At 71.6% G+C, this 22,386-nt stretch carries 18 protein-coding genes and 1 pseudogene; 12 read left to right on the forward strand and 7 right to left on the reverse strand.

Translation table 11 applies throughout. From position 1 onward, the window contains the following. The first annotated feature begins 68 nt into the window (after window positions 1-68). Both JKJ07_RS34750 and JKJ07_RS34755 read left to right on the forward strand, forming a co-directional pair. On the forward strand, window positions 69-1,856 hold the full coding sequence (locus tag JKJ07_RS34750) for a flavin-containing monooxygenase (RefSeq protein ID WP_202996189.1): 1,788 nt from the start codon (window positions 69-71) through the stop codon (window positions 1,854-1,856). A 25-nt stretch (window positions 1,857-1,881) separates the two neighbouring features. Further along, complete coding sequence (locus tag JKJ07_RS34755) at window positions 1,882-2,424, forward strand: hypothetical protein (protein WP_202996190.1); 543 nt, start codon at window positions 1,882-1,884, stop codon at window positions 2,422-2,424. Window positions 2,425-2,471: 47 nt separating this feature from the next. Here JKJ07_RS34755 and JKJ07_RS34760 read toward each other — a convergent pair whose 3' ends face one another. After that, entirely contained in the window at window positions 2,472-3,047 is a 576-nt protein-coding gene (locus JKJ07_RS34760; RefSeq protein ID WP_202996191.1) for an NADPH-dependent F420 reductase, read from the reverse strand. Window positions 3,048-3,138: 91 nt separating this feature from the next. Here JKJ07_RS34760 and JKJ07_RS34765 point away from each other — a divergent pair, with 91 nt between their 5' ends. Then, complete coding sequence (locus JKJ07_RS34765) at window positions 3,139-3,636, forward strand: MarR family winged helix-turn-helix transcriptional regulator (protein ID WP_307834554.1); 498 nt, start codon at window positions 3,139-3,141, stop codon at window positions 3,634-3,636. On the opposite strand, the gene JKJ07_RS34770 is transcribed toward JKJ07_RS34765, so the two are convergent. Next, window positions 3,633-4,880, reverse strand: coding sequence for a cellulose-binding domain-containing protein (locus tag JKJ07_RS34770; RefSeq protein ID WP_202996193.1), 1,248 nt, complete (start codon window positions 4,878-4,880; stop codon window positions 3,633-3,635). The genes JKJ07_RS34765 and JKJ07_RS34770 overlap by 4 nt on opposite strands. A gap of 144 nt (window positions 4,881-5,024) precedes the next feature. Here JKJ07_RS34770 and JKJ07_RS34775 point away from each other — a divergent pair, with 144 nt between their 5' ends. The 4 genes from JKJ07_RS34775 to JKJ07_RS34790 all read left to right on the forward strand — a co-directional run bounded on the left by JKJ07_RS34775 (window position 5,025) and on the right by JKJ07_RS34790 (window position 7,615). After that, window positions 5,025-5,924 carry a DMT family transporter gene (locus JKJ07_RS34775; protein ID WP_202996194.1) on the forward strand — a complete coding sequence of 300 codons (900 nt, stop codon included), beginning with the start codon at window positions 5,025-5,027 and terminating at the stop codon, window positions 5,922-5,924. Between the two features lie 137 nt (window positions 5,925-6,061). Beyond that, window positions 6,062-6,478 carry an MmcQ/YjbR family DNA-binding protein gene (locus JKJ07_RS34780; protein WP_307834555.1) on the forward strand — a complete coding sequence of 139 codons (417 nt, stop codon included), beginning with the start codon at window positions 6,062-6,064 and terminating at the stop codon, window positions 6,476-6,478. Window positions 6,479-6,491: 13 nt separating this feature from the next. Then, a complete protein-coding gene (locus tag JKJ07_RS34785; RefSeq protein ID WP_202996195.1) occupies window positions 6,492-7,118 on the forward strand; it encodes a hypothetical protein in 627 nt (208 codons plus the stop codon). A 17-nt stretch (window positions 7,119-7,135) separates the two neighbouring features. Continuing rightward, a complete protein-coding gene (locus JKJ07_RS34790; protein ID WP_202996196.1) occupies window positions 7,136-7,615 on the forward strand; it encodes a GvpU-like protein in 480 nt (159 codons plus the stop codon). Window positions 7,616-7,619: 4 nt separating this feature from the next. On the opposite strand, the pseudogene JKJ07_RS52310 reads toward JKJ07_RS34790, so the two are convergent. From JKJ07_RS52310 to JKJ07_RS34805, 4 genes and pseudogenes are all read right to left on the reverse strand, one after another. Continuing rightward, window positions 7,620-8,520 (reverse strand): annotated as a pseudogene (locus JKJ07_RS52310) (DUF5995 family protein). A 76-nt stretch (window positions 8,521-8,596) separates the two neighbouring features. Then, window positions 8,597-8,749: a hypothetical protein gene (locus tag JKJ07_RS34800; RefSeq protein ID WP_202996198.1), complete on the reverse strand. Its 153-nt coding sequence runs from the start codon at window positions 8,747-8,749 to the stop codon at window positions 8,597-8,599. Between the two features lie 2 nt (window positions 8,750-8,751). Continuing rightward, window positions 8,752-8,874, reverse strand: coding sequence for a hypothetical protein (locus JKJ07_RS51325; RefSeq protein WP_268919335.1), 123 nt, complete (start codon window positions 8,872-8,874; stop codon window positions 8,752-8,754). Next, a complete protein-coding gene (locus JKJ07_RS34805) occupies window positions 8,871-9,953 on the reverse strand; it encodes a M20/M25/M40 family metallo-hydrolase (RefSeq protein ID WP_202996199.1) in 1,083 nt (360 codons plus the stop codon). Before JKJ07_RS34805 ends, JKJ07_RS51325 begins: the two co-directional genes overlap by 4 nt. 78 nt (window positions 9,954-10,031) lie before the next feature. Between JKJ07_RS34805 and JKJ07_RS34810 the strand changes: the two genes are divergently transcribed. Genes JKJ07_RS34810 through JKJ07_RS34825 form a run of 4 tightly spaced genes read left to right on the forward strand, consistent with a single transcriptional unit; the run spans window position 10,032 to window position 12,887 of the window. Continuing rightward, window positions 10,032-10,718, forward strand: a complete 687-nt coding sequence (locus JKJ07_RS34810; protein WP_202996200.1) for a GNAT family N-acetyltransferase — start codon at window positions 10,032-10,034, stop codon at window positions 10,716-10,718. After that, window positions 10,715-11,341 carry a MurR/RpiR family transcriptional regulator gene (locus JKJ07_RS34815; RefSeq protein WP_202996201.1) on the forward strand — a complete coding sequence of 209 codons (627 nt, stop codon included), beginning with the start codon at window positions 10,715-10,717 and terminating at the stop codon, window positions 11,339-11,341. Before JKJ07_RS34810 ends, JKJ07_RS34815 begins: the two co-directional genes overlap by 4 nt. Then, entirely contained in the window at window positions 11,338-12,453 is a 1,116-nt protein-coding gene (gene menC, locus JKJ07_RS34820) for an o-succinylbenzoate synthase (RefSeq protein WP_202996202.1), read from the forward strand. The genes JKJ07_RS34815 and menC overlap by 4 nt, the downstream gene beginning before the upstream one ends. Further along, complete coding sequence (locus JKJ07_RS34825; RefSeq protein WP_202996203.1) at window positions 12,450-12,887, forward strand: group II truncated hemoglobin; 438 nt, start codon at window positions 12,450-12,452, stop codon at window positions 12,885-12,887. The genes menC and JKJ07_RS34825 overlap by 4 nt, the downstream gene beginning before the upstream one ends. A gap of 1,818 nt (window positions 12,888-14,705) precedes the next feature. On the opposite strand, the gene JKJ07_RS34830 is transcribed toward JKJ07_RS34825, so the two are convergent. Then, entirely contained in the window at window positions 14,706-16,889 is a 2,184-nt protein-coding gene (locus JKJ07_RS34830) for a PQQ-dependent sugar dehydrogenase (RefSeq protein WP_236030395.1), read from the reverse strand. A gap of 197 nt (window positions 16,890-17,086) precedes the next feature. Here JKJ07_RS34830 and JKJ07_RS34835 point away from each other — a divergent pair, with 197 nt between their 5' ends. Next, window positions 17,087-22,363, forward strand: a complete 5,277-nt coding sequence (locus tag JKJ07_RS34835) for a diguanylate cyclase (protein WP_202996204.1) — start codon at window positions 17,087-17,089, stop codon at window positions 22,361-22,363. Window positions 22,364-22,386 lie beyond the last annotated feature (23 nt).

A 22,386-nucleotide genomic window follows, 5' to 3' on the forward strand; every position in this document is an offset into this window, starting at 1 on the left:
GCATGGCCCGCTTGTGCAATGTGTTGCAACCCTGTTGCGGACCGAAGTCGTCGCGGTCTCGTGAGCCCATGACGCAGACAAGAGAACGGCAGCGCGTGGACGACTGGCTCGCGTCCTTCGAGGCCGCGCTGCGGGCCCGGGACGTGCCGGCCGCGGCCGCGCTGTTCGCCCCCGCCTGTTTCTGGCGCGACCTGGTCGCCTTCACCTGGAACATCACAACGGTCGAGGGCCGGGACGGCATCACCGACCTGCTGACGAACACGCTGGACAACACCGATCCGTCCGGCTTCGAGCTGACCGAGGACCCGACCGAGGCCGACGGCGTGATCGACGCGTGGATCCGGTTCGAGACGGCCACCGGGCGCGGCGCCGGGCACCTGCGGCTCACCTCGGAAGGCGCCTGGACGCTGCTCACGACGCTGCGCGAGCTCAAGGGCTTCGAGGAGAACAAGGGCGAGCGGCGGCCCCAGGGGGTCGAGCACTCGCTGGCTCAGGGGCGCAAGTCGTGGAAGGAGAAGCGTGACGAGGAGGCGGCCACCCTGGGTCACGACGAGCAGCCGTACGTGGTGGTGATCGGCGGCGGTCAGGGCGGGATCGCGCTCGGGGCCCGGCTGCGGCAGCTCGGCGTACCGGCGCTGGTGATCGACAAGAACGCGCGGCCCGGTGACCAGTGGCGCGGCCGGTACAAGAGCCTCTGCCTGCACGACCCCGTCTGGTACGACCACCTGCCCTACCTGCCGTTCCCCGCGAACTGGCCGGTCTTCTCGCCCAAGGACAAGATCGGCGACTGGCTGGAGATGTACACGCGGGTCATGGAGGTGCCGTACTGGACTTCCTCCACCGTACGGTCGGCGCAGTTCACCGCTGGGCGGTGGAGCGTGATCGTGGAGCGCGAGGGCGGGACGGTCGAGTTGACCCCGGCGCACGTGGTCTTCGCGACGGGGATGTCGGGCAAGCCGAACTGGCCGTCGTTCCCGGGCCAGGACGTGTTCCGGGGCGAGCAGCAGCACTCGAGCGGGCATCCCGGACCGGAGGCGTACGAGGGAAAGAAGGTTGTCGTCGTCGGGTCGAACAACTCGGCGTTCGACATCTGCGGCGCGCTGTGGGAGCACGGCGCGGACGTGACCATGGTGCAGCGCTCGTCCACGCACATCGTGAAATCGGCCTCGCTCATGGATATCGGCCTGGGCGATCTCTACTCCGAGCGGGCCGTCGCGAGCGGGGTCACCACCGACAAGGCCGACATGATCTTCGCATCGATCCCTTACCGGATCATGCACGAGTTCCAGATCCCCCTGTACGAGCGGATGGCCGAACGCGACGCCGAGTTCTACGCGCGGCTCGAGAAGGCCGGCTTCCGGCACGACTGGGGCGCCGACGGCTCCGGGCTGTTCATGAAGTACCTGCGCCGCGGCTCCGGCTACTACATCGACGTGGGCGCGGCCGACCTGGTCGCCGACGGCCGGGTCAAGCTCGCGCACGGCCAGGTCGACCACCTGACCGAGGACGCGGTCGTGCTCGACGACGGCACCACGCTGCCCGCCGACCTGGTGGTCTACGCGACCGGGTACGGCTCGATGAACGGCTGGGTGGCCGATCTCGTCGACGCCCCGACCGCGGCCAAGGTCGGCAAGGTGTGGGGGCTGGGCTCGGACACGCCCAAGGACCCCGGCCCGTGGGAGGGCGAGCAGCGCAACATGTGGAAGCCCACCCAGCAGGAGAACCTGTGGTTCCACGGCGGCAACCTGCACCAGTCGCGGCACTACTCGCTCTATCTGGCCCTGCAGCTCAAAGCCCGGTACGAGGGCCTGCCCACTCCCGTTTACCGGTTGCAGGAGTCGCATCACACGGGCTGACACCTTCGGTCTCCACACTGGAGGCATGCCGGAGCCCTGGGTCTTTGTCGTGTCGGCGCTCGGCGCGATCATGGTCGTCGGCTTCGTCCAGGAGCGTCTCGACGAGAAGGCCGCCCGGCTGGGCCGCACCTTCAGCAGCAGCGAGCAGCCTTGGCCGCGCCGGTGGCGGTGGCTGTGCCGGACCGGGCGGCACAGCTCGCTGTCGTACGCGACCGGCGAGGCGCCGTGCGCGGTGGAGTTTCGCTGCACGACCTGCGGCGACGTGACCGGGGCGGGCTTCGAGCACCTCTGGGGCGAGTTCGGCGAGAAGGATCCCCGGTGCGTCGCGACGTCGCTCTGTGTGAGCTGCGACAAGCCTCGCTACCAGGACCGGCACCGCGAGACCGTGGTGAAGGCCTGGGAGACGCCCGACCTGGCCTTGCGCGAGCGCTTCGAGGAGTGCGCGGTCATCGCCGTGTGCGAGGACTGCGAATCCGAGCGCGAGGTGACACTCGACCACGACCACACCTACCCGGGCGACCGGTACAGGTGCGGCCGATGCGGCTGGGTCGACGACATCGGCGAGTGAGACGGCCGGGCCGGTCGGGACAAGCGTCCCGGCCGGCCCGGAGGGCGTCAGGCTACGGCCGCGAAGCCGCCGTTCCAGGAGAGCTTCTCGCCGGCGGCCAGGGTGATCTGCAGGAAGGCCAGCGACTCGAGCTCGCGGGCCCGCTTGAGCGAGCCGGCGTCGACGGCGCGCAGGCCGGCCGCGGTGACGACCTCCGAGACGGCCGCCTTGGCGTCGGCGTCGTCGCCCGCGATCAGGACGGCGGTGGTCTCGGCACCGACCGAGCCGGTGGCCAGCGTGCCGGCGAAGTTGGTGTTGAAGGCCTTGACGACCTTGGACTGGGGCAGCGCGGCGGCCAGTTCGGCGGCGGCGGACCCGTCGGCCGGGACGGTCAGGTTGTCGAAGGTGGCGAAGTCGACCGGGTTGGTGATGTCGACGACGACCTTGCCGGCGAGCTGGGCGCCGCGGGTGGCGACGATGTCGGCCAGCGCGGCGTGGGGCACCGCGAGGATCACGATGTCGCCGGTGACGCTCTGGTCGGCGCTGGAGGTGTTGAGCTGCTGCACCTCGTGGCCGCCCTTGGCGACGAGCCCGCCGATGGCCTGACCCATGTTGCCGGTGCCGAGGATGCTGATGTTCGCCATGATGCCCTCCCGAGCCATTTGGTTGTTGCGACAACCATTGCACGTACGGCGAGGTTGTAGCAACAACTAATGCCGTGAGAGACTTGTGACCGTGGACACGCGATGGCTCGACAACCAGCAGAAGGCGGCCTGGGTGCGCCTGGCCGCCGTGATCGAACTTCTGCCGGCCGCCCTGGACTCGCAGCTGCGCCGCGACGCGCAGCTCACCCACTTCGACTACTTCGTGCTCGCCATGCTCAGCGAGGCACCCGCGCGCACGCTGCGGATGACGGCGCTGGCCGAACACACGACGGCCACGCTGGCCCGGCTCTCCCACGTCGTCCAGCGGCTCGAGACGCGCGGACTGGTCGAACGTTTCCCCTGCCCCGAGGACAAGCGCGCCACCAACGCCCGGCTGACCGAGGAGGGCTGGAAGAAGGTGCAGGAGGCCGCGCCGGGCCACGTGACGACCGTACGGGAAAGTGTCATCGATGCCCTGAGCCCCGAGCAGGTCGAGCAGCTCGCGGGCATCGCCGACGCGATCCTGCACCGCCTGGACCCTGAGCGGGCCCGGGCGGCGGTGTACGAGAGATACGACGAGCCCGGCTAGCGGCCGTAGCGGCTCTTCAGGTGGCGCCACCAGTCGCGGAACATCCACTTGTCGAACTCGGTGATCTGGGTCGCTGAGCCGGCCTTCATGATGAAGCCCTGCCCGGGGGTCGGGTCCCAGTCGTAGAAGTCGTCCAGCCCGTACGTGTGACCCAGCTCGTGCAGGAAGATGTGGATGTCCGAGGCGTTGACGTTGCTCAGGAAATACTCCGAGCCCATCCGCTGACCCCAGTCGCCGCCCGCGCCGCCGCCGAAGCCCGCCGTCAGCCACAGCGAGTGGTCGTAGTGCCGGGCCGCGCCGCCGGGACAGCCGTTGTAGTTGCCGTCCTGGTGGAAGAAGCGGCCGCAAGCGGGGGCGCACTGCGGGGCGTTCTCGTTGATGTTGCCGACGGTGATGTCGACCGACGTGTCGCTCCACTCGAGCTGCGCGCGGTCCCGCACGGCCCAGCCGACGACCTTGACCGGCACCTGCGTGTACGGCCAGTTGTTCCAGCCCTGCCCGTTATCGAGCAGCTGATCCATCCACTTCTGATACTGCCGTTGCAGGGCCGCGTGGATCGAGTCACGTTGCGCCGCCGTCACATGGGCCGTCGAGTCCCACCGTACGCAGTAGTTGATCGCCCCGCCCGCGGCGAACAGCTGGTCCCAGCCGTAGTTCTTGAACCCGTACAGGTTGCCATTGCTGTAGGTCTGCTCCTGGTGCGTCCAGACCGCGGCCAGCGGCTGCACGAGCTGCGACGGCGGATTCCAGACATTTCCGGCCGGCGGGGTAGTCGGCGGTGGGGTCGTCGTCGGCGGGGTGGCCGGAGGTGTTGTGGGAGGCGTGGTCGCGGGCGGCGGAGTCGACCCGGTGCACGTCGTCCCGTTCACGGCGAACGCGGTCGGTACCGGATTGGCACTCGTGAACGAGCCGTTGAAGCCGACGCTGATCGACCCGCCGGAGGCGACCGAGCCGTTCCAGCTCGCGTTGGTCACGCTGACAGTGGATCCGCTCTGCGCGAACGTGCCGTTCCAGCCTTGTACGACCTTCTGGCCGGCATCCGGGAACGCGAAGGTCAGCGTCCAGCCGTTGAGCGCGTCACCCAGGTTCGCGACCGTAACCGAGGCGCCGAAGCCACCGGACCATTGATTCGTGACCGCATACGTGACGCGGCACCCGACTGCGGCGTACGCCGGACGCAGGACCGCCACGACGCAGAACACCGCCATCAAACAGGCGACGGACCAGGCAATGCGACGTTTCATCGCTCCTCCTTGGCGAGGGATGGGGGGTTGAGGGCTCGGAGAGAGGAGCTGTGGGCGGGGGTGCGGGGATTGGGGTTCGGGGAGTCAGAGGGTCGCGTCTGTTTTTCGCTGGCGACCGAACGATCGGCGGGGTGGGATGTCGCTATGACGTCTCCCCGGGTGCCGGGCGCCGCGGTTGCCGCCGCGTCCGTCACCGTTGTGTTCTGGGCTTCGGCCTTCGTCGGGATCCGGGCCGCGGCCCCCCACTTCTCGCCCGGCTCGCTCGCGCTCGGCCGGCTGCTGTCCGGCTCGGTGGTCCTGGTGCTCTTTTTGGCCGTACGTCGTCAGGGCCTGCCCCCGCGGGCCGCGTGGCCCGGCATCGCGATCTCGGGCGTGCTCTGGTTCGGGCTCTACATGGTCGCGCTGAACTGGGGCGAGGAACTGGTCGACGCGGGCACGGCGGCGATGGTCGTCAACGTCGGCCCGGCGCTGATGGCGCTGCTCGCCGGGTGGCTGCTGAACGAGGGCTTCCCGCCGCGCCTGCTGGCCGGCATCGCGGTCTCGTTCGCGGGCACGGTCGTGGTCGGCCTGTCGATGTCCGGCGCCGGGCGGGCGTCCGTGCTGGGCGTGCTGCTGTGCCTGGTCGCCGCGATCACGTACGCCTCCGGGGTCGTGGCCCAGAAGCCGGCCCTGCGGCACGCGACCGCCCTGCAGGCCACCACGTTCGGCTGCCTGATCGGAGCGATCGCCTGCCTGCCGTTCGCCGGGCAGCTCGTGCACGACATCGCCGGCGCGCCCGTCTCGGCCACGCTCAACGTGATCTACCTGGGCGTCTTCCCGACGGCGGTCGCGTTCACGACCTGGGCGTACGCGTTGGCCCGGACGACCGCGGGCAAGATGGGCTCCACCACGTACGCGGTCCCGGTCGTCGTGATCGTGCTGTCGTGGCTGATCCTCGACGAGGTGCCGAGCCTGCTGGCCATCGGCGGCGGCGTGCTCTGCCTCGCCGGCGTGGCCGTCTCGCGCAGCCGCCCCCGGGCCACTCTCGAGCGAGCCCACCAGTGACGTCACCGGCGCAGGTTAAGCGCGTGTTTCCAATGACGTCAATCAATGCGGCCGAATAGTGGGAGCGCTCCCAAGTTTCTCTCTGCGAGCTTGCGCGGGCGGGTGCGGGCTCGTACCATCCGCCCTACTCTGTGGTTGTGTCCACCGACGACGAACGCCCGGCCCGCGTCGAGGACGTGCGCGCGCTGGCCGAGGCCATGCCCGACGTCGTCGTGAGCGAGGGCGACTATCCCGGTTTCGCGGTCGGGGGCAAGGCGTTCATCTTCTTCCGCGAGCCCCGCAAGGACGCGGTCGACCCCGAGACGGGCGAGCGCTATCCCGACGTGATCGCGTTCCACGTCGAGTCGGAGGACGACAAGCAGGCCCTCGTGCTCGACGAGAGCACGCCGTTCTTCACGACGCCGCACTGGAACGGCTATCGGGCGGTGCTGCTGCTGGCCCGCGACGTCGGGCGACTGAGCCGGGCCGAGCTGGCCGAGATCGTGCAGGACGCGTGGCTGGCCCGCGCCCCGAAACGCGCGGCCGCGGCCTGGCGGGCGGCTCGCGCGGGCTGACTAGGATCGAGACATGTGGTTCTTCGGGGCGGTCGCGCGGTGGCGGGCCTGGTTCCTGGTCGCGGCGCTCGCGCTCGCCGTCCTGCTGCAGACGGCCTTCCCGCTGCAGCTGGCCGGGTTCGGCCTGACGTTCGGCCTGATGTTCCTCTCGTTCTTCGGCTACCTGAAGTATCGCCCGGTCACGCTCGACCCGGTCGCCAGTCCGGGGTTGGTGCTGTCCGCCGCGGCCTTCACGTTCCTCGGGACGAATCTGGTCTCCGACGACATCGGCGATCTGATCGCCGGCCGGGACGACATGCTGTGGTGGGGCGACATCCCGTCGGGTGCGCTGTGGGTCCTGCTCGTCGCGTACTGGTGGTATCTGGCGCTCGGCCCGCAGGGCGTCGAGATCCGGGCCGACGGGGTCCACGACCGGCAGCCGCTCGGGCGGATGTTCGTGCCGTGGGAGGCGCTGGGCTCGGCGACCGTCGGGCGCCGCAACGAGATCTTCCTGCGGATCGTCCGGCCGGAGCTGGTCGTGCGGCGCGGGCTGCGGCTCCAGCCGTCGACGATCAACCCGGTCGTGGATGCCGGCTACCTGGCGAGCGTGATCAACGCGCGGCTCGAAACCGGCGATAACGCCCCACTGCCGCAGTCCTGACACCTAAAGTCGGGCACATGCTGGATCCGATGCTCAACGGCGCCTCGGCGCAGGTCAACTGGGCCGAACCGGACGGCGTGCTGGGCACGTACGTGGCGCAGATGGACCGGCTCACCGAGCCCGTCGACCCCGGGGTGCCGCTCAGCCTCAGCGTGCACGGGCTGCTGGTCAGCGGCGAGCTGATCCCCCAGTGGCAGTGGTTCGCCGAGGTCAGCGAGCTCAACGACCACGAGGACGCCTTCTATGTGGGCACGGCCGAGCACGTCAAGGAGCAGTCCGACCTGGCCCACGCCGCGGTCAAGATCCGGGACACGGGCGGCGAGGTCACGCACCGGCAGTACACGGCGCTGATGGCCCCGACCCGCTACATCCACCTGCGCAACGCGCGGATACACAGCCCGGGCCTGCACCACAACGACGCCGGCACGCTGTGGCGGGGACGGCTGGCCGACGTCTCCGGCTGGACCCCCGGCACCGGCACGCTGATCGAGGACTGACCCGCTACGCGGCGAATCGGCGGCGGAAACGCCGCCAGCCGCCGCCCGCGCCGGTGACGATCCGGTCGCCGATGATGACCCACTCGGCCAGCAGCGAGGCCGCCCGGTCCATCGTGCGGCGGGCCTGCTCGAAATCCTCGCCGTCGTGGCGCAGCAGCCACAGGTCGCGGGCCTGGTCCCACGCGCGGGCGCGGGTCACGGTGACGAGCACGCGCTGGCTCCAGTCGTCGAGCGGGCCGACGAACTCGTCCAGCTCCAGCTGCCACTTCGTCGAGAAGCCGCGGCGCAGGGGCGGGATCTCCTCGTAGAAGATCTCGTTGACCAGCAGGTAGTCGGGGTGGATGGTGTCGTCCTCGGCGTGCGGCGCGCCCGTCTCGTTCCACGTGCCGATCAGCGCCAGCGCCAGGTCGTGGTTGATGTGCGCGTTGACGCCGAGCATGGCCGCGGTCAGCCGGCTCATCCTGGTGTCGCCGGCCCGCTTGAACAGGACCTCCCAGACGTCGGGGGGTCTCCTCGTCGTCGTTGTTCCACAGGTCGAGCGCGGCGAAATAGCGCTTGGCGAACTCGATGTCGAGCAGCTCGAGGAAGTCGGGCTCGTTGACGCCGGTCAGGATGGCGTGCTCCACCCGCCGGGTGATCTTGAGGTAGAGCGAGTTGAACGCGGACACCCTGTTCTTGGCCGGGCTGGGCGGCAGCTCGTCGAGGACGGCCTGCAACGCCACGAGCCGGGTGACGACCGACCCGATGCTCTGCGGCTGCTCGCCGAGCAGCTCGGTCACCTTCTCGCGCAGCGGATGCCAGCCGCGGCCGGCCGGGATCTCGAGCGCCGACAGCTCGATCCGCTTGGTGCGCATCAGCTCGGCGCTCCCCCGCGCGAGCTCACGATCAAACGCCGTGGCAGTCATGCCGAACACAATTCGCTTCCGAACGGCTTCGCACCACCTCCGTGTCGGCAAACTTACCGACGGCGGCCCCCAGGGGTCAGAACTGGAACACCGGCCAGCGGTCGACCGGCTGGAACCCGAGCGCCGCGTTGACCGCCCGCATAGGAGTGTTCTCCTCGGCGTTCCACGCCTCGATCACGCGCAGGGCCGGCACCCCGGCCCGGGCGTACGCGTGGTTGGCCGCCTTCACGATCAGCCCGACGGATGCTCGAACCGGGCCAGGTGTTCCCGCCGGCTGGGCGCGAGAACGTCCGGCGCCTCGACCATCACGTCGTACCACTGATCCATCGCGATCGGGTCGAGCGGACTCGTCATGCCTTCAACCCCGTGATCAAGGCCTCGAGGAGGTCCGTGCGGTCGGCGATCCCCTGGACGGAGACCCATTCGTGGCGGGCGTGCGCTCCTCCGCCGGGCGGGGCCAGGCCGTCGACCGTGGGGCGGCCCATCGCGCCGGTGGTGTTGGTGTCGGCGGCGCCGTCTGCCGGATGCCCGTCGAGCGTCTGCCCGATCCCGGCGGCCACGGCGACGATCCGCGCCAGCAGGCCGGTGGTCGGTTCGGCCTCGCGCCACGTGGGCCGGTGCGCGAGCAGCGTCGTCGTCAAAGCAGCCCTTTCCCGTACGGGGGTGAGCCCGTCGAGCGCGCCCAGGACCGCCCGCTCGTCGTCCAGGGAGACGAAGCGCAGCCCCAGGTCGGCCCGCGCGTGCCCGGCGACCACGTTGGTGCGGCCGCCGCCGGCGATCGTACCCGCGTTGAGCAGCACCGGCCGTCCCTCGACGAGCGCCCGCACCCGAACCAGCTGGTCGACCAGCTCGTCGATCGCGTTGACGCCGGCGTCGGGATCCAGGGCGGCATGGGCCTCGACGCCGGTGACCTCGATGCGGGCCCGCGTGCTGCCCCGGCGGCCCGTCTTCAGGTCGCCGCCCGGGTGCGGCGGTTCCATGCCGAGCACCGCGGCGGCCCGTACGGCCTCGGCGCGCACCAGGTCACCCGCGGTCGGCGAGCCGATCTCCTCGTCGGCGGCGACGACGACCCGTACCTCGGGGTGGTCTTGATCTGTGCCTCGCAGCCGGGTGACCGCGGCGAGCAGCGCGACCAGGCCCGCCTTGGTGTCGTAGACGCCCGGCCCGCGCACGGTGTCGCCGTCGACCGTGAACGGCATCGAGGCCAGCGTGCCGACCGGCCACACCGTGTCGTAGTGGCTGAGCAGCAGCAGCTCACCGCCGGTGACACCGCGGGCGGGCAGGGTCCAGAGCAGATGGCCGCCCTCGCGCGCGGTCGCGAACCCGGCCTCGGCGGCGTCGGCCTCGAGCACCTCGGCCAGGGCGGCGAGCGCGCGGGAATCCCCGGTCGGCGACTCCAGGCCGGCGTATTGGCGCAGCTTGTCGAGCATCATATACGGACGCTAAGTTCGCTCCCCCACGTTGTCAACGGCCGCTGCCGGGGGCAAGATGACGAACATACGGTACGTATCTTGGAGGTCGATGTGGGGATCGAGGTGCGCGACCTGGCCGGGCTGCACGAGTGGTCGCTGGCGTCGGCGCTCTACCGGGCCGTCTTCGGATACACCCATCCCGAGTTCGGCATCAGCCCGCGCCTGCTGGCCGCCCTGCGCGAGAACTCGGGGTCGGTGATCGGCGCCTTCGACGGGCCCGCCCTGGTCGGCTTCTGCTACGGCTTCACCGCGGTCGACAGCGGCGAGATCTACCACTACTCCCAGGCGGCGGCGGTCGCGCCCCGCTCCCAGGGCTTGGGGATCGGCCGCCGGCTCAAGTTCGCCCAGGCCGAGGCGGCGCGGGCCACGGGCGCCCGCACGATGCGATGGACCTTCGACCCGTACGCCCTCCGCAACGCCCACTTCAACCTGTCGGTGCTCGGCGCCACAGCCGTGAAGTTCCTCCCCGACTACTACGACGACGGCTCCTCCGACCGCCTTCTCGTCACATGGAACCTGACCGCCGCTCACCCCCTCCCCCGCGGATCTGGTCTGCCGGACGTCACCTGCCGGGCTGTTCATGCTCGCTTCGCCGCGCCCGAGGCCGCCGAACGCGCCCGGCTGCGGGAGGCGCTCATGGCACGCTTTCAGGACGGCGGCGTCCTCGTCGCTGTGGAAACGCACGGCGATCAGGCCATCTACCGGTTCGAGAGGGCAGCGAAGTGACCTCCAGCCCCGCCGAGCGGTTCGACCGCAACGTGCAGCGGCGCTCGGCCCAGGTGCTCAAGCAGCGCGTGCTCGACCAGCAGCGCGAGGCGTTCGAGAAGGCCCTCGCGTGGGCCGCCGAGCACGACGCCATCGAGCAGGCCGCGGCCCGCATAGTCTCGGCCCGGCGGCGCTACCTGCTCGGCAACGGCAAGTCGTTCGGCTACGCGTCGATGCTCAACGCCGACCTCAGCGCGGGCCTGTCCGGCGTACACCTGGTCGACGGGGCGGGCCTGCGGCCGCTCGACGTGCTCGGCGACATCCGCCAGGGCGACCTGCTCGTGGCGATCCTGATGTCGCGCTACCGCCGGGACACGGTGGCGGTGGCCGAGTCGTACGTGTCCCGCGGCGGCGAATTGGTGCTGATCACCGACTCGGAGGACGCGCCGCTGACCGCCAAGGCGTCGACCCGCATCGTCATCGGCACCGACACGGCCTCGTACGCGAGCTCTCCGACCTCGGTCGTGCTGGCGCTGCACCTGCTCGCCACGCTCACCATCGCCAGCTCGAAAGGGGCCGGCCGCCGCCTGCACGAGCGCGACGCCCTGGCCGCCGAACTCGACCTCTACGTGGAGCCGGCATGACCCGCATTCAAAGCATCGAGATGTTCCGCGTACGGCTTCCGCTCGTGCACGAATTCACGACAAGCTCGCACGCCAAGCGCTCGCTGGAACACATCCTGGTCGCGCTGACCGCCACCGACGGCACTGTGGGCTGGGGCGAGATCGCCTCCCCGAGCGGCCCGTTCTATTCGGCCGAAACCGTCGAGAGCTGCTGGGCCGTGGCCCGCGACCACCTGGCCCCGATCGTGCTGCGCACCGACTGGGATCATCCCGCCACGCTGGCCGCCGCCCTGGCCAAGGTGCGCGGCAACCATTTCGCCCGCGCCGGCTTCGACATGGCGGCGTGGTCGGTGTGGTCGTCCGCGCACGGCGTCCCGTTGGCGGCCGCGCTCGGCGGCACCCGTTCCACGGTCGAGGCGGGCGTCTCGCTGGGCATCGAGCCGACGATCGACGACCTGCTGGCCCAGGTCGCGCCGCGCGTGGCCGAGGGCTACCGCCGCGTCAAGCTGAAGATCGCCCCAGGCTGGGACCTGGACCCCGTACGGGCGGTGCGGTCGGCTTTTCCCGACGTCCCGCTGCACGTCGACGCGAACGGCGCCTACGGCGTCGACCACCTCCCCGTCATGCGAGAGCTCGACAAGCTCGGCCTCCTGATGATCGAGCAGCCGTACGCTCCCCGCGCGCTCGCCGACCTGGCCGACCTGCAAGCCGAACTGGACACCCCGATCTGCCTCGACGAGTCCATCGAGGAGGTCGACGACCTGATCACGGCCCTGCGCCTGGGCGCGGGCCGCATCCTCAACATCAAGGTCTCCCGCATGGCCGGCCTGACCCCCGCCGTACGGGCCCACAACCTCGCCCAGGACCACGGCCTGCCGGTCTGGTGCGGCGGCATGCACGAATTCGGCATCGGCCGCGCCGCCAACGTGGCCCTCAGCGCCCTCCCCGGCTTCACCCTGCCCTCAGACGTCTCCGGCTCCGACAAGTACTACGCCCGCGACGTCACCACGACCCCCATCATCAGCACGAACGGCCAGGTCGAAGTCCCCACGATCTATGGCCTGGGCCGCGACCCCGACTTCGCTTTCATCCAAGCCAACACCACCACCAGCTGGCACTCTCACACTCCATGACAACCATCTACACCGCTGCAGGCGAACTAGAAGGCCTCGTACGCCTGGCCACCGCCTGGCACACCCGAGTGCTGGCCGACCCGGTAGTAAGCCACGCCTTCAGCCACGGCTACCACCCCGACCACACGGCCCGCCTAGCCGCCTACTGGTCCGAGGCCCTCGGCGGCCCGCCCTCGGGCCTGGACGAGTCCACAATCGTCCGCATGCACAGCGGCAACGGCCCCCACGAAGACATGAACCAAAGAGCCATAGCCTGCTTCGACCAGGCAATGACCGACACAGGCTTGACGGACAACCCCCTGCGCCAGGCCCTGCACGACTATTTCGCCTGGTCCACAAACACCTCAATGAACCGCTACCACACCACAGCCAACGAAGTCCCAGACAACCTCCCCATCCCCCACTGGTCGTGGAACGGCTTGCAAACTATCTAGGTCTTCGCTGTTGAACCTGAACCACAGAATGACGAGTTGCACCCACCCGAAGCCTGATTACGGCATCGAGTGTCACCGCAACCACCCACAAAGACCGCCCAAAAAATTCCATTAAAATGCAACGAGCACACGCATCACTCCTCCCCCGACCCACCACGGGTTGAGAGCCGCAGCCACACTCCACGCGCCCAAAAGCCACGGCAGAGCGCCCACGAGACGGGGACGAGCCGTCCGCGCCGCCGGAAAACGCAGGCATCCACCCAGGAGTCCAAGCTGGGCGAGCCGAGAACGAGCCACCACAAATCAAAGTCGTGACTGGGCGGGCCTTCGACGCCGGACGCAGACCCTAGCCGGCGCCCCGCCCAGAAGTCAGGACAGGTCGCGCCTGGACCAGAGCTCGGACCAGCGCTGGGAACGGGTCTGGAGCTGGGGCCGGGAACGGGTCTGGGGCTGGGGCCAGGACCGGGGCCGGGGCCGGGGCCAGGAGCGGGGCCGGGGCTGGGATTAGGACCAGGGCCGGGACTGGGACCGGAGCCGGGGCCAGGACTGGAGCCGGGGCCAGGACCGGGGCCGGGGCCAGGGACCGGGACCGGGGCCAGGACCGGGACCGGGGCCAGGACCGGGACCGGGGCCGGGGCCGAGGCTGGGGCCGGGGCCGGGCCTGGGACCAGGACTGGAGCCGGGGCCGAGGCTGGGGCTGGGACCAGGACTGGAGCCGGGGCTGGGGCTGGGCCTGGGGCCGGGGCCAGCACCGAGGGGGCCGGAGCCGACCGGACCAGGCCAGAGCGGGGCGATATCGGAGCTGATGCCGGGCGGGCCGAGACCGGGCGGGCCGGGGCCACGGCCGCGCGAGTTGGCGACACAGCCGGGCGAGTTGGGAGCCGGTTCGAGCTGGCGGGACGAGCTGCGGGCGTGGCCCGACCGGCTGGACGAGTCGAAGGCACAACCGAACCGGCCGGGCGAGCGGGCGAGATCGGCGGGCGGAGCGAACCCGAGGCTGGCCGCGAGGATGCAGGCTGCCTGCTCATGGACGCAGCGGGACGGCTCGATTGGGCATTGCGACTCGAAAGACCGGATGCATCACGGCTGCGCAGCCACGCCAATTTCTCGGCATGCCGGCGCTGCAAACCCCACGCCCGACGCTTCTGATGCTCACGCCGAAATTCTTCTGCACTGGGAGAATAATTGCGCGCCAGAGTCCGATCACGCATTGCAGCGGTATCGGCTCGGCTGAACAACGAGATCTGCCCCTTCATCTAGATATTATCCCGAATCCAGATCCGCCTTGTCAGCATTCGATCATGCCAATCAGAGTTTCGTCGCGACAAGAACCGCCAGCTCAGGAAACGCGACCAAAGGAAACGACGAGCCAATCACTTTACAGCGAAATAGCTATTATGAACAAAGGACAGACGGCGCAGGCAAGGAACGACAGGCGCGTGGGCGGTGGCTGCAAGCGGGGTAGGCGGTGCCTACAAACGAGGCGGGGGCGACGAAAAGGCGGGGTGGGCGGGGGCGACGGGCGAGGCAGGGTGGGCGGGGGCGACGGGCGAACCGGGGTGGGCGGGGGCGACCGGCGAACCGGGGTGGGCGGGGGCGACCGGCAAACCGCGGCGGGCGAGGCGACCGGCAAACCGCGGCGGCCGGGGACGACCGGCGAGGGGGGCGACGAAGACGCGGGCACAAGTGGGGTGGGCGGCGGGCGATGCGGGGGCTGGAGGCGAAGTAGGCGGTAGCAGCAGGCGAGGTGTGGCAGCCGCCGCCGGGTGCCGGCCGACGTGGAGATGGCGGAGGTGTGGTGACAGGTGCGGTGGGCGGTCACTGAGCTCGAGGTTTCAGCAAGGTGATCCGGGAGGCGCCGAGTTCGGTGACGTAGAGGTTGCCGGTGGCGAGGTCCTGGGTTACGTCGAGCGGCTGGCTGAATCCGGTGAAGCCGGTGATTCCGGTGCGCCGGTTGGAGAGTGCGCCCGAGGCGGCCACGTCGAACGTCTCGATGTCCTGGCCGGCCGAGTAGCGGACCACCAGCAGTTTGCCGTCGAGCTGGCCGCCGCGGTATTCGATCGCCCCGTTGGCCGACGCGTGCAGGCCGGCGTCGTACATGCCGGCCAGGTCGAAGTTCGGGTCGGGCGAAGTGCCTACGGGGTAGGCCCCGACCTGGAACGGGTCGGTGCTCGCCGTCGGGTTACCGCCCGCGAGCACCCATTCGCAGCGGGCCGGGTTGGGGTGGCCGTAGTACCGGCCCGCGCGCACGTCGAAGACGTAGTCGGTCTCGGCGGTGGGCACATTGGTCAGCGCGGGCACGGCCGGCCCGGTGTAGCCGCGGCGGGCGCACGCCGGGGGCAGGGTGGCCGGGGTGGCGGGCGTGTTGCCGCCGGCCGCCGAGCCGTTGGTCGGGGCGTACAGGTGCCCGTTGCGATGCCAGACCAGATCAAAGGCGTTCCGTACGCCGGTCGCGTACAACGTCAGCGGGGCGTTCGCCGCGTACGGGTCGTAGTTCTGGACGTCGAGCGGCTGCGCAGCCGGGTCGAGCCGCAGGATCGCCGCGCTGAGCAGCCGCTCGGGGCGGTTGCCCCAGGTCGAGTCGGCGGCGCCCATCGCGTTGTTGGCGCCCTGCGACACGTAGAGCGCGCCGTCCGGCCCGAAGGCCAGCGAGTTCGTCTCGTGATCCTTGACCGAGCGCGGCAGCCCGGTCACGACCGGCGTGTACGTGCCGAGGTCGGGCCCGCTGAGCCGGCCGATCCGTCCCGACCAGTCGGGCACGTCGAGCGGGCCGACGTATTCGTAGTTGTCGGTGACCCACAGGATCGGCGCGGTGGCGGTCGAGGCCGGGTCGAAGACCATGCCGATGACGGTGCGGGCGGCCGCGCCGGGCAGGCCGAGGGCCGCGGCGTTGGCCCGTACGGTGGAAATGATCGTGGGGGTGCCCAGCGTGCCGCCCGCACCGATCGGGAAGCGGAAGATCCGGCCGTCGAGGGTGCCCGCGTAGAGCCGGCCGTCGGGCCCCTTGACCACCGTCGTGAACGGTGCCCCGGTGGCCACGCCGACGGTCTTGTCGAACGCCGGGCCGCCGCCGGTGGGGTTGCCGCTCGCGGTGGTGAAGACCATCGAGTACGGCGCGAAGGGTTTGCCGGTCACGTCGGTGACGCCGCTGGTCACGGTGAACCGGTACGCGGTCAGGGGCGCGAGCGGCGCGGTCGGCGAGAGGTTGATGACGTCTCCCCCGCCGCTGGTGATCACCGTCGCCGCCACCGGAGCGCCGTCGCTGAGCCGGGTCAGCGTGACCGTCGAGCCGCTGAGCGACGCGGCCCGCACGCCGCCGTTCGGCAGCACCAGGTCCTCGACGATGCTGGTGGTCAGCGGCACGCCGGTCGCCCCGTTGGCCGGCGTGCTGGTGCGCACGGCCGGGATGGACTCGCTCCCGGCGACCGCGGCGATGTCGGCGTACGCGACCTTGGTGTTGACGCCGCCGGCCGGGCTGATCGTGAGGCGGCCGTCGGCGACCCGGACCGTACGGGTGGCCGTGGCGAACTTCGTCGCGGAGCTCGGCTTGAAGGCGGCGACGGCGTTCTGGTCCTCGATCGACACCCAGTGCGTGCTGTCGACGGCGGTGCCCGCGTCCCCCACGGCGACGGTCACGGTGTAGAGGCCGTTGGGCAGGGCCGCCTCCCACGCGCCCGGTGTCTTCACCCCGGCCGAGCCCGCCGGCAGCTGCGCGTGCATGAAGGTGGCCAGCCGCTGATCGGCCTGCCCGGCGGCCGGGTTGCGGTTGCGGCCGTTGCCGGTGAGGTCGACCGGCGTGCGCTCGCCCAGGTCGACCCAGCCGTAGCCGCGCGCGGCCGTGAACGCGCCGCCGGAGTCGCGGACGTAGCCGGCCGCGGGCGCGGTGCCGGCGTCGGAGAAGTCGACCTTGAGCGGCGCGACCGCCGCGGTAGCCGGAGTGGCGGGCATCGCGGCACCGGCCAGCGCAAGCGGGACCAGGACGAACCATCGACGAGGACGCATGCTCGACAACGTCGCACGCCGATGAGCTGCGGACAGAGTCGGAAATCGGCACCCGCGGTGAATTGCGGCGGGGCGCCAACAGCGACCACTGACGTATAAGCGGAGTGGCCGTACAAGCGATCGATTTCCGCGCGGAGGTGGTATCCCACCAGGACCGGGGCGTACCGTCCGGAGAGCCCTGCAGAAGGAAGGGAACGTTGACCGCCATCTTTGGGACCACACCGGGATCAATCGCCGATCTCGAAGTGGTCGCGCAGCTCGGCCGTGGGGCCGAGACGGTGGTCTACCGTGTCCGGCGCCGCGGCGAGGACTACGCGCTCAAGGTGCTGGCGGCGGCCGACTCGGGCCGGGCCCTGACCGCCATCCGCCGCGAGGCCGCCCTGCTCGGCTGTGTCGGGCACCCGCTGCTGCCGCGGATCTTCGAGGTGGGCCGCTCGGACGCCGGGGCCTATCTGGTGCTCGAATACATCGACGGCGCCCCGCTGACCCAGGTGCTGCGGCGCGACCCGCTCGACGAGGACGACGTGGTGCGGCTGGCCGTCGACCTGGTCGGCCCGCTCTCGGCCGCGCACCGGGCCGGCCTGGTGCACCGCGACGTCAAGCCGGACAACGTGATCGTGGACCGGTCGGGCCAGGGCCGCTTGATCGACTTCGGACTCGCGGGGCGGTACGGAGCGAGCGACGACGGGGTGGCGGGCACGCTGGCCTACAGCGCCCCCGAGCAGACCGGCATGCTCAAGCGCCCGGTCGACGGCCGCAGCGACCTGTACGCGCTGGGGGTGCTGCTCTACGAGTGCGTGACCGGCCAGGTCCCGTACGTCTCGGACGACGTCGGCGAGCTGATCCGGCTGCACGCCACCGCGCCCGTCCCCGACGCCCGCGAGCGACGCCCCGGCCTGTCCACGGGTCTGGCCGCGATCATCGCCACGCTGATGGCCAAGGATCCCGACGACCGCTATCAGAGCGGCGACGGCCTGCTGACCGACCTGCGGCGGCTGGCCGAGCGGCCGGGCGAGCCGTTCGAGCCGGGCACCGACCGCCGCGGGGTCCGGCCGCTCGGCCCGACCCTGCTCGTCGGCCGTGATCAAGAGGTGATCGCGCTGGCCAACCGCTGGCTGCGGGCGCGCGACGGCGCGGGCGGGGCGGCCGTGGTCGAGGGCCCGGCCGGCGCGGGCAAGACCCGGCTGGTGCGCGAGCTGACCAACGCCGTCGCGTCGGACGGCGACCTGGTGCTCTACGGCAAGTGCGTGCCCGACGACCCGGTCCCGCTGGCTCCCTTGCGGGGTGCGGTCGAGCGTTATCTCCGTACAGTGGAACGCCTGCCCGATCGGGAACGTGAACTGGCCGTGGGGCGGTTGCACCGGGCCGCGGGCCGCGGCGGGCCCCTGCTGCGCACGCTGTCGCCGCTGCTGGCCGACCTCATGCAGGCGCCCCGGATCGGCGAGCTGAGCCGGCAGGAGCAGTTCGTCAACGCGGTCGCGGCGTTCCTGGTCGGGCTGGCCGACGAGTTCCAGGGCGCGGTGCTGCACATCGACGACGTGCAGTGGCTCGACGGCCCGACCCGGCGGGTGCTGCAGCAGGTGACCAACCGGCTCACCGGCACCCCGCTGCTGGTCATCGCGACCAGCCGGGACGACCCCGACAGCGCGCCCGCGCTCGACCGGTTCGGCGCCGACATGGACGCCACCCTCGACACCCGGCTCCCGCTGCGCCCGCTCGACGCCGACGCCGTGCTGCAGCTGGTCGACGAGCACCTGGGCGCCGTCCAGCTGCCCCGCGACCAGGTCGCCGAGCTGGCCGAGCGGGCGGGCGGCAACCCGTTCATCGTCGGCGAGTACGTGCGGGCGGTCTTCGACGCCGGGCTGGTCACCCCGACCTGGGGCGGCTGGACGCTCGACCTGGCCGGGCTCGACCGGCTCGAGCTCTCCGGCGACGCGGTCGACCTGGTGCTGCAGCGCATCGACGGCCTCGGCGAGGAGAGCCACCGGCTGCTGGTGGCCGGGGCGACGGCCGGCCGCTGGTTCCCGACCGAGCTGGTGGCGGCGGTCTGCGGCATCGACCCGCGGCACGCCGGCGCCCTGCTGGCCGAGGCCGAGTCGCGGCGGCTGGTCACCGCGGCCGGCACGGGCGGCTACCGGTTCCTGCACGACCGGATCCGCGAGGCGCTGCTGGTCGGCCTGGACGACGCGGCCACCCGCCGGCTGCACCAGCGGATCGCCGAGATGCTCGACGCGGCCACCTTCGACGACCCCCGCTACGTCTATCTGACCGCCCGCCACTACGCGCTCGGCGAGCCGCACCGCCGCCCCGACCGGGTGCACCTGAGCGGTCTCAACGCCGGCCGACTGGCCCTCGCCGAGCACGCCCCGGCCGAGGCTCGCACGTTCCTCGAGACCGCCGGGAAGGCCGCCGAGGCCGCGGGCCTGACCCCGCTGCCCGGCTTCTTCGTCGCGCTCGGCACCAGCTGCGCCCGCAGCGGCCGGTTCGCCGAGGCGCTGCGCCATTTCGACCACGCGCTGCGCGACGAGCCGGACAAGCTGCGCCGGGCCGAGATCCGGGCGCTGGCGGCCCAGGTGCACAACGCCTCGTGGAATCCCGACCGGGCCTTCGACGCCGTCCGCCGCGGCCTGTCCGAACTGGGCAAGCCGCTGCCCCGCGGCAAGTTCGGGCTGATCGCCACCACGCTGGCGTCGGTGCTGCTCGGCCTGGTCGTCGGCCGCACCCACCTCGGTTTCGGCTCCGCCCGCGACCGGGCCCGCGAGCGCTACCGCCTCCAGGCCATCCTGTACGACCTGGGCACGTTCGCCCTGTCGATGCGGATGCGCCGGCTCATGCGGGCGATGATGAGCCTGCGCGCGCTCTATCCGATCAACCGGCTCGGCCCCGGCCGCGAATACGCGCAGCACATGGCCGGGCTCGGGGTGATCGCCGACGTGGCCGGCCGGCCCGCGCTGGCCACCCGGCTCTACGACCGCTCGGCCGCGGTGGCCGCCGAGATCGGCGACCCTGAGCTGGTCGGGTATGTCGAGTGGAAGCGCGGCGCGGGCAGCCACCTGGGCGGCCGCGACGACGACTCGCAGGTCTGGGGCCGGGCCCTGATCGAGCACGAGCGCTGGCTCGACCTGGGCGACTACCTGACCGCGGTCGGCGGGGTCTGCATGCAGTACTTCCAGCGCGGCCGCACCGCCGACGCCGAGGCCTGGCTGCAGCGGGCCAAGGCCAGGATCGGGCCGGGCGCCGAGGCCGAGGGGGCCGCGATCCGGGCCGTCGAGGCCGCGATCGCCGCCCAGCGCGGGCGGCACGACGAGGCGGCCGCGCACATCGAGGCGCTGCGCCGGTTCCTGCGGGCCAACCCGGACAACCCGATGCAGCTGATCAACCTGTACGGGGCCCGGATGATCGCGCTGGTCGAGAACGATCAGCTGGGCGAGCCGTTCGAGCGGCTGGCGGCCGAGTTCGCCGGGCTCGGGATCAAGCCGGGGTCGATCGTCCCCCAGCAGCGGGTGATCTACATCTTCGAGGCGCTGGGCCGGCTGACCCGCTGCCGCCGGGCCGCGCCGGGCGCCCCGGCCGAGCTGCGCGCCGCGGCCGAGGCGGCCATCACCCGGCTCGGCGACAAGGCGACCAGCAAGCCGCTGCGCGCGTTCCACCGGGTCGCCCGGGCCGACTTCGAGGTGCTCGACGGGCGGCCCGAGGAGGCGGTGCGCACGCTGGCCGGCGTCGAGATCGACCTGCTGCCGATGGACGCGCCGCTGATCGCCTACGAGGCGGCCCGCGTGCACGCCCGCGCGCTGCAGGCGCTCGGCCAGCCCGGCCCGGCGGCGCTGCAGGCGGCCACGGCCCGCACGATCGCCGCCGACCAGCAGTGGCCGCAGCGGGTGCGCTGGCTGGACGAGGAGTTCCCCGAGATCCGGCCCGAGCCGCCCAGCCCCGCGCCGCAGGTGACCACCGGCGGCCGGCACGCCGCGGAGGGCGGGGCGGCCGCCCTCTACCGCCGCCGGTTGGAGGCGTTGCAGCAGGTCAGCCTGGCCTCGGCGACCCTGCTCGACCCGCGCGAGCTGGCCCGGGTGGCGCTCGACGAGACCCTGCGGTTCCTCGGCGCCGAGCGGGCCTTCCTGTTCCTGCTCGACCGTGACCTCAACCAGCTCGTGCCGCACGTGGGCCGCGACGGCGCCAGCCACGACATCCGGCAGATGACCGGTTACAGCGCAACCCTGGTCGACCGCGTACGGGAATCCGGGGAGCCGCTCGTGGTGACCGGCACCGAGGAGGGGGTCGCGCTCGGCTCGCACAGCATGCAGGCGCACGGGCTGCGCAGCATCCTGATCGCGCCGCTCAAGTTCGACGGACAGCTGCGCGGCGTGGTCTATCTCGACAGCCGGGTCGCCAAGGGCGTGTTCACCGGCGACGACGTGGCGATCCTGAAGGCGATCACCAACCACATCGCGGTGTCGCTCGAGACCGCGCGGGCCGCCCAGCTCGAGGTGGCGGTGCAGACGGCCAGCCGGCAGCGCGACGTGGCCGAGACCCTGCGCGCGGCGATGGCCGATCAGAGCTCGTCGCTCGACCCCGACGAGGTGATGCGGCGCCTGCTGGGCAGCCTGACCCGTACGGTCGGGGGCAACTCGGCCGTGCTGCTGACCCGCACCGAGGGCGACGGGCTGGTCGTGGCCGCCTCGCACGGCGACGGGGCGGCGGTCGGCCGGCGGTTCTCGGTGCCGTCCGACCTGCTCGGCCTGACCGGGCCGCGCACCCGGACGGCGGCGCACGGCACGGAGTCGGTCGACGCGCTGCTCGGGGCGCCGCGCAGCTGGTGGGCGATCCCGGTGGCGGTGCGGGGCGAGTCGTTCGGCATCCTGCTGGTCGGGTCGGCCCGGGCCGAGGCCATCAGCGAGGCGCAGGCCCAGATCGCGGCGGCGATCGCCGGGCAGGGCATGACCGCGTACGAGAACGCCCGCCTGTTCAGCCAGGTGCGCCGGCTGGCCACCGTCGACGGGCTGACCGGCCTCTACAACCGCAACCACTTCTTCAGCGAGGCCGAGCGCGAGCTGCGCGAGGCCCGCGCGCGGCGCACCCCGATCGCCGCGGTGATGGTCGACATCGATCACTTCAAGAGCATCAACGACACGTACGGGCATCCGGTCGGCGACGAGGTGATCCGCGTGGTGGCCGCCCGGCTGCGGCAGGCGCTGGGCGAGGGCGACGTGCTGGGCCGGTACGGCGGCGAGGAGTTCGCGCTCGTCGTCCCGCAGGACAAGGCGGCCGCGACCGAGGTGGCGGAGCGGCTGCACCGGGTCGTCTCGGGCGAGGCGGTGCCGACCGCCGCGGGCCGGTTGCCGGTGACGATCAGCGTCGGGCTGGCCTGCGGCGACAGCGACGCCGAGCCCGATCTGCGCCAGCTGCTGAGCCGGGCCGACCGGGCGCTCTACGAGGCCAAGCAGACCGGCCGCGACCGCGTCCGCATCGCACCCTGAATCTCTACTTGAGGGTTACAACA

The sequence above is a fragment of the Paractinoplanes lichenicola genome (genome assembly GCF_016785085.1).
GTDB lineage: Bacteria > Actinomycetota > Actinomycetes > Mycobacteriales > Micromonosporaceae > Actinoplanes > Actinoplanes lichenicola.

Excerpts from the sequence above, each read along its gene's own strand:
- menC (WP_202996202.1), top strand. The coding sequence starts at position 11,338 with ATGACCCGCATTCAAAGCATCGAGATGTTCCGCGTACGGCTTCCGCTC.
- JKJ07_RS34830 (WP_236030395.1), bottom strand. The coding sequence starts at position 16,889 with ATGCGTCCTCGTCGATGGTTCGTCCTGGTCCCGCTTGCGCTGGCCGGT.
- JKJ07_RS34755 (WP_202996190.1), top strand. The coding sequence starts at position 1,882 with ATGCCGGAGCCCTGGGTCTTTGTCGTGTCGGCGCTCGGCGCGATCATG.
- JKJ07_RS34825 (WP_202996203.1), top strand. The coding sequence starts at position 12,450 with ATGACAACCATCTACACCGCTGCAGGCGAACTAGAAGGCCTCGTACGC.
- JKJ07_RS34805 (WP_202996199.1), bottom strand. The coding sequence starts at position 9,953 with ATGATGCTCGACAAGCTGCGCCAATACGCCGGCCTGGAGTCGCCGACC.
- JKJ07_RS34790 (WP_202996196.1), top strand. The coding sequence starts at position 7,136 with ATGCTGGATCCGATGCTCAACGGCGCCTCGGCGCAGGTCAACTGGGCC.
- JKJ07_RS34760 (WP_202996191.1), bottom strand. The coding sequence starts at position 3,047 with ATGGCGAACATCAGCATCCTCGGCACCGGCAACATGGGTCAGGCCATC.
- JKJ07_RS34785 (WP_202996195.1), top strand. The coding sequence starts at position 6,492 with ATGTGGTTCTTCGGGGCGGTCGCGCGGTGGCGGGCCTGGTTCCTGGTC.
- JKJ07_RS34750 (WP_202996189.1), top strand. The coding sequence starts at position 69 with ATGACGCAGACAAGAGAACGGCAGCGCGTGGACGACTGGCTCGCGTCC.
- JKJ07_RS34770 (WP_202996193.1), bottom strand. The coding sequence starts at position 4,880 with ATGAAACGTCGCATTGCCTGGTCCGTCGCCTGTTTGATGGCGGTGTTC.
- JKJ07_RS51325 (WP_268919335.1), bottom strand. The coding sequence starts at position 8,874 with ATGACGAGTCCGCTCGACCCGATCGCGATGGATCAGTGGTACGACGTG.
- JKJ07_RS34775 (WP_202996194.1), top strand. The coding sequence starts at position 5,025 with ATGACGTCTCCCCGGGTGCCGGGCGCCGCGGTTGCCGCCGCGTCCGTC.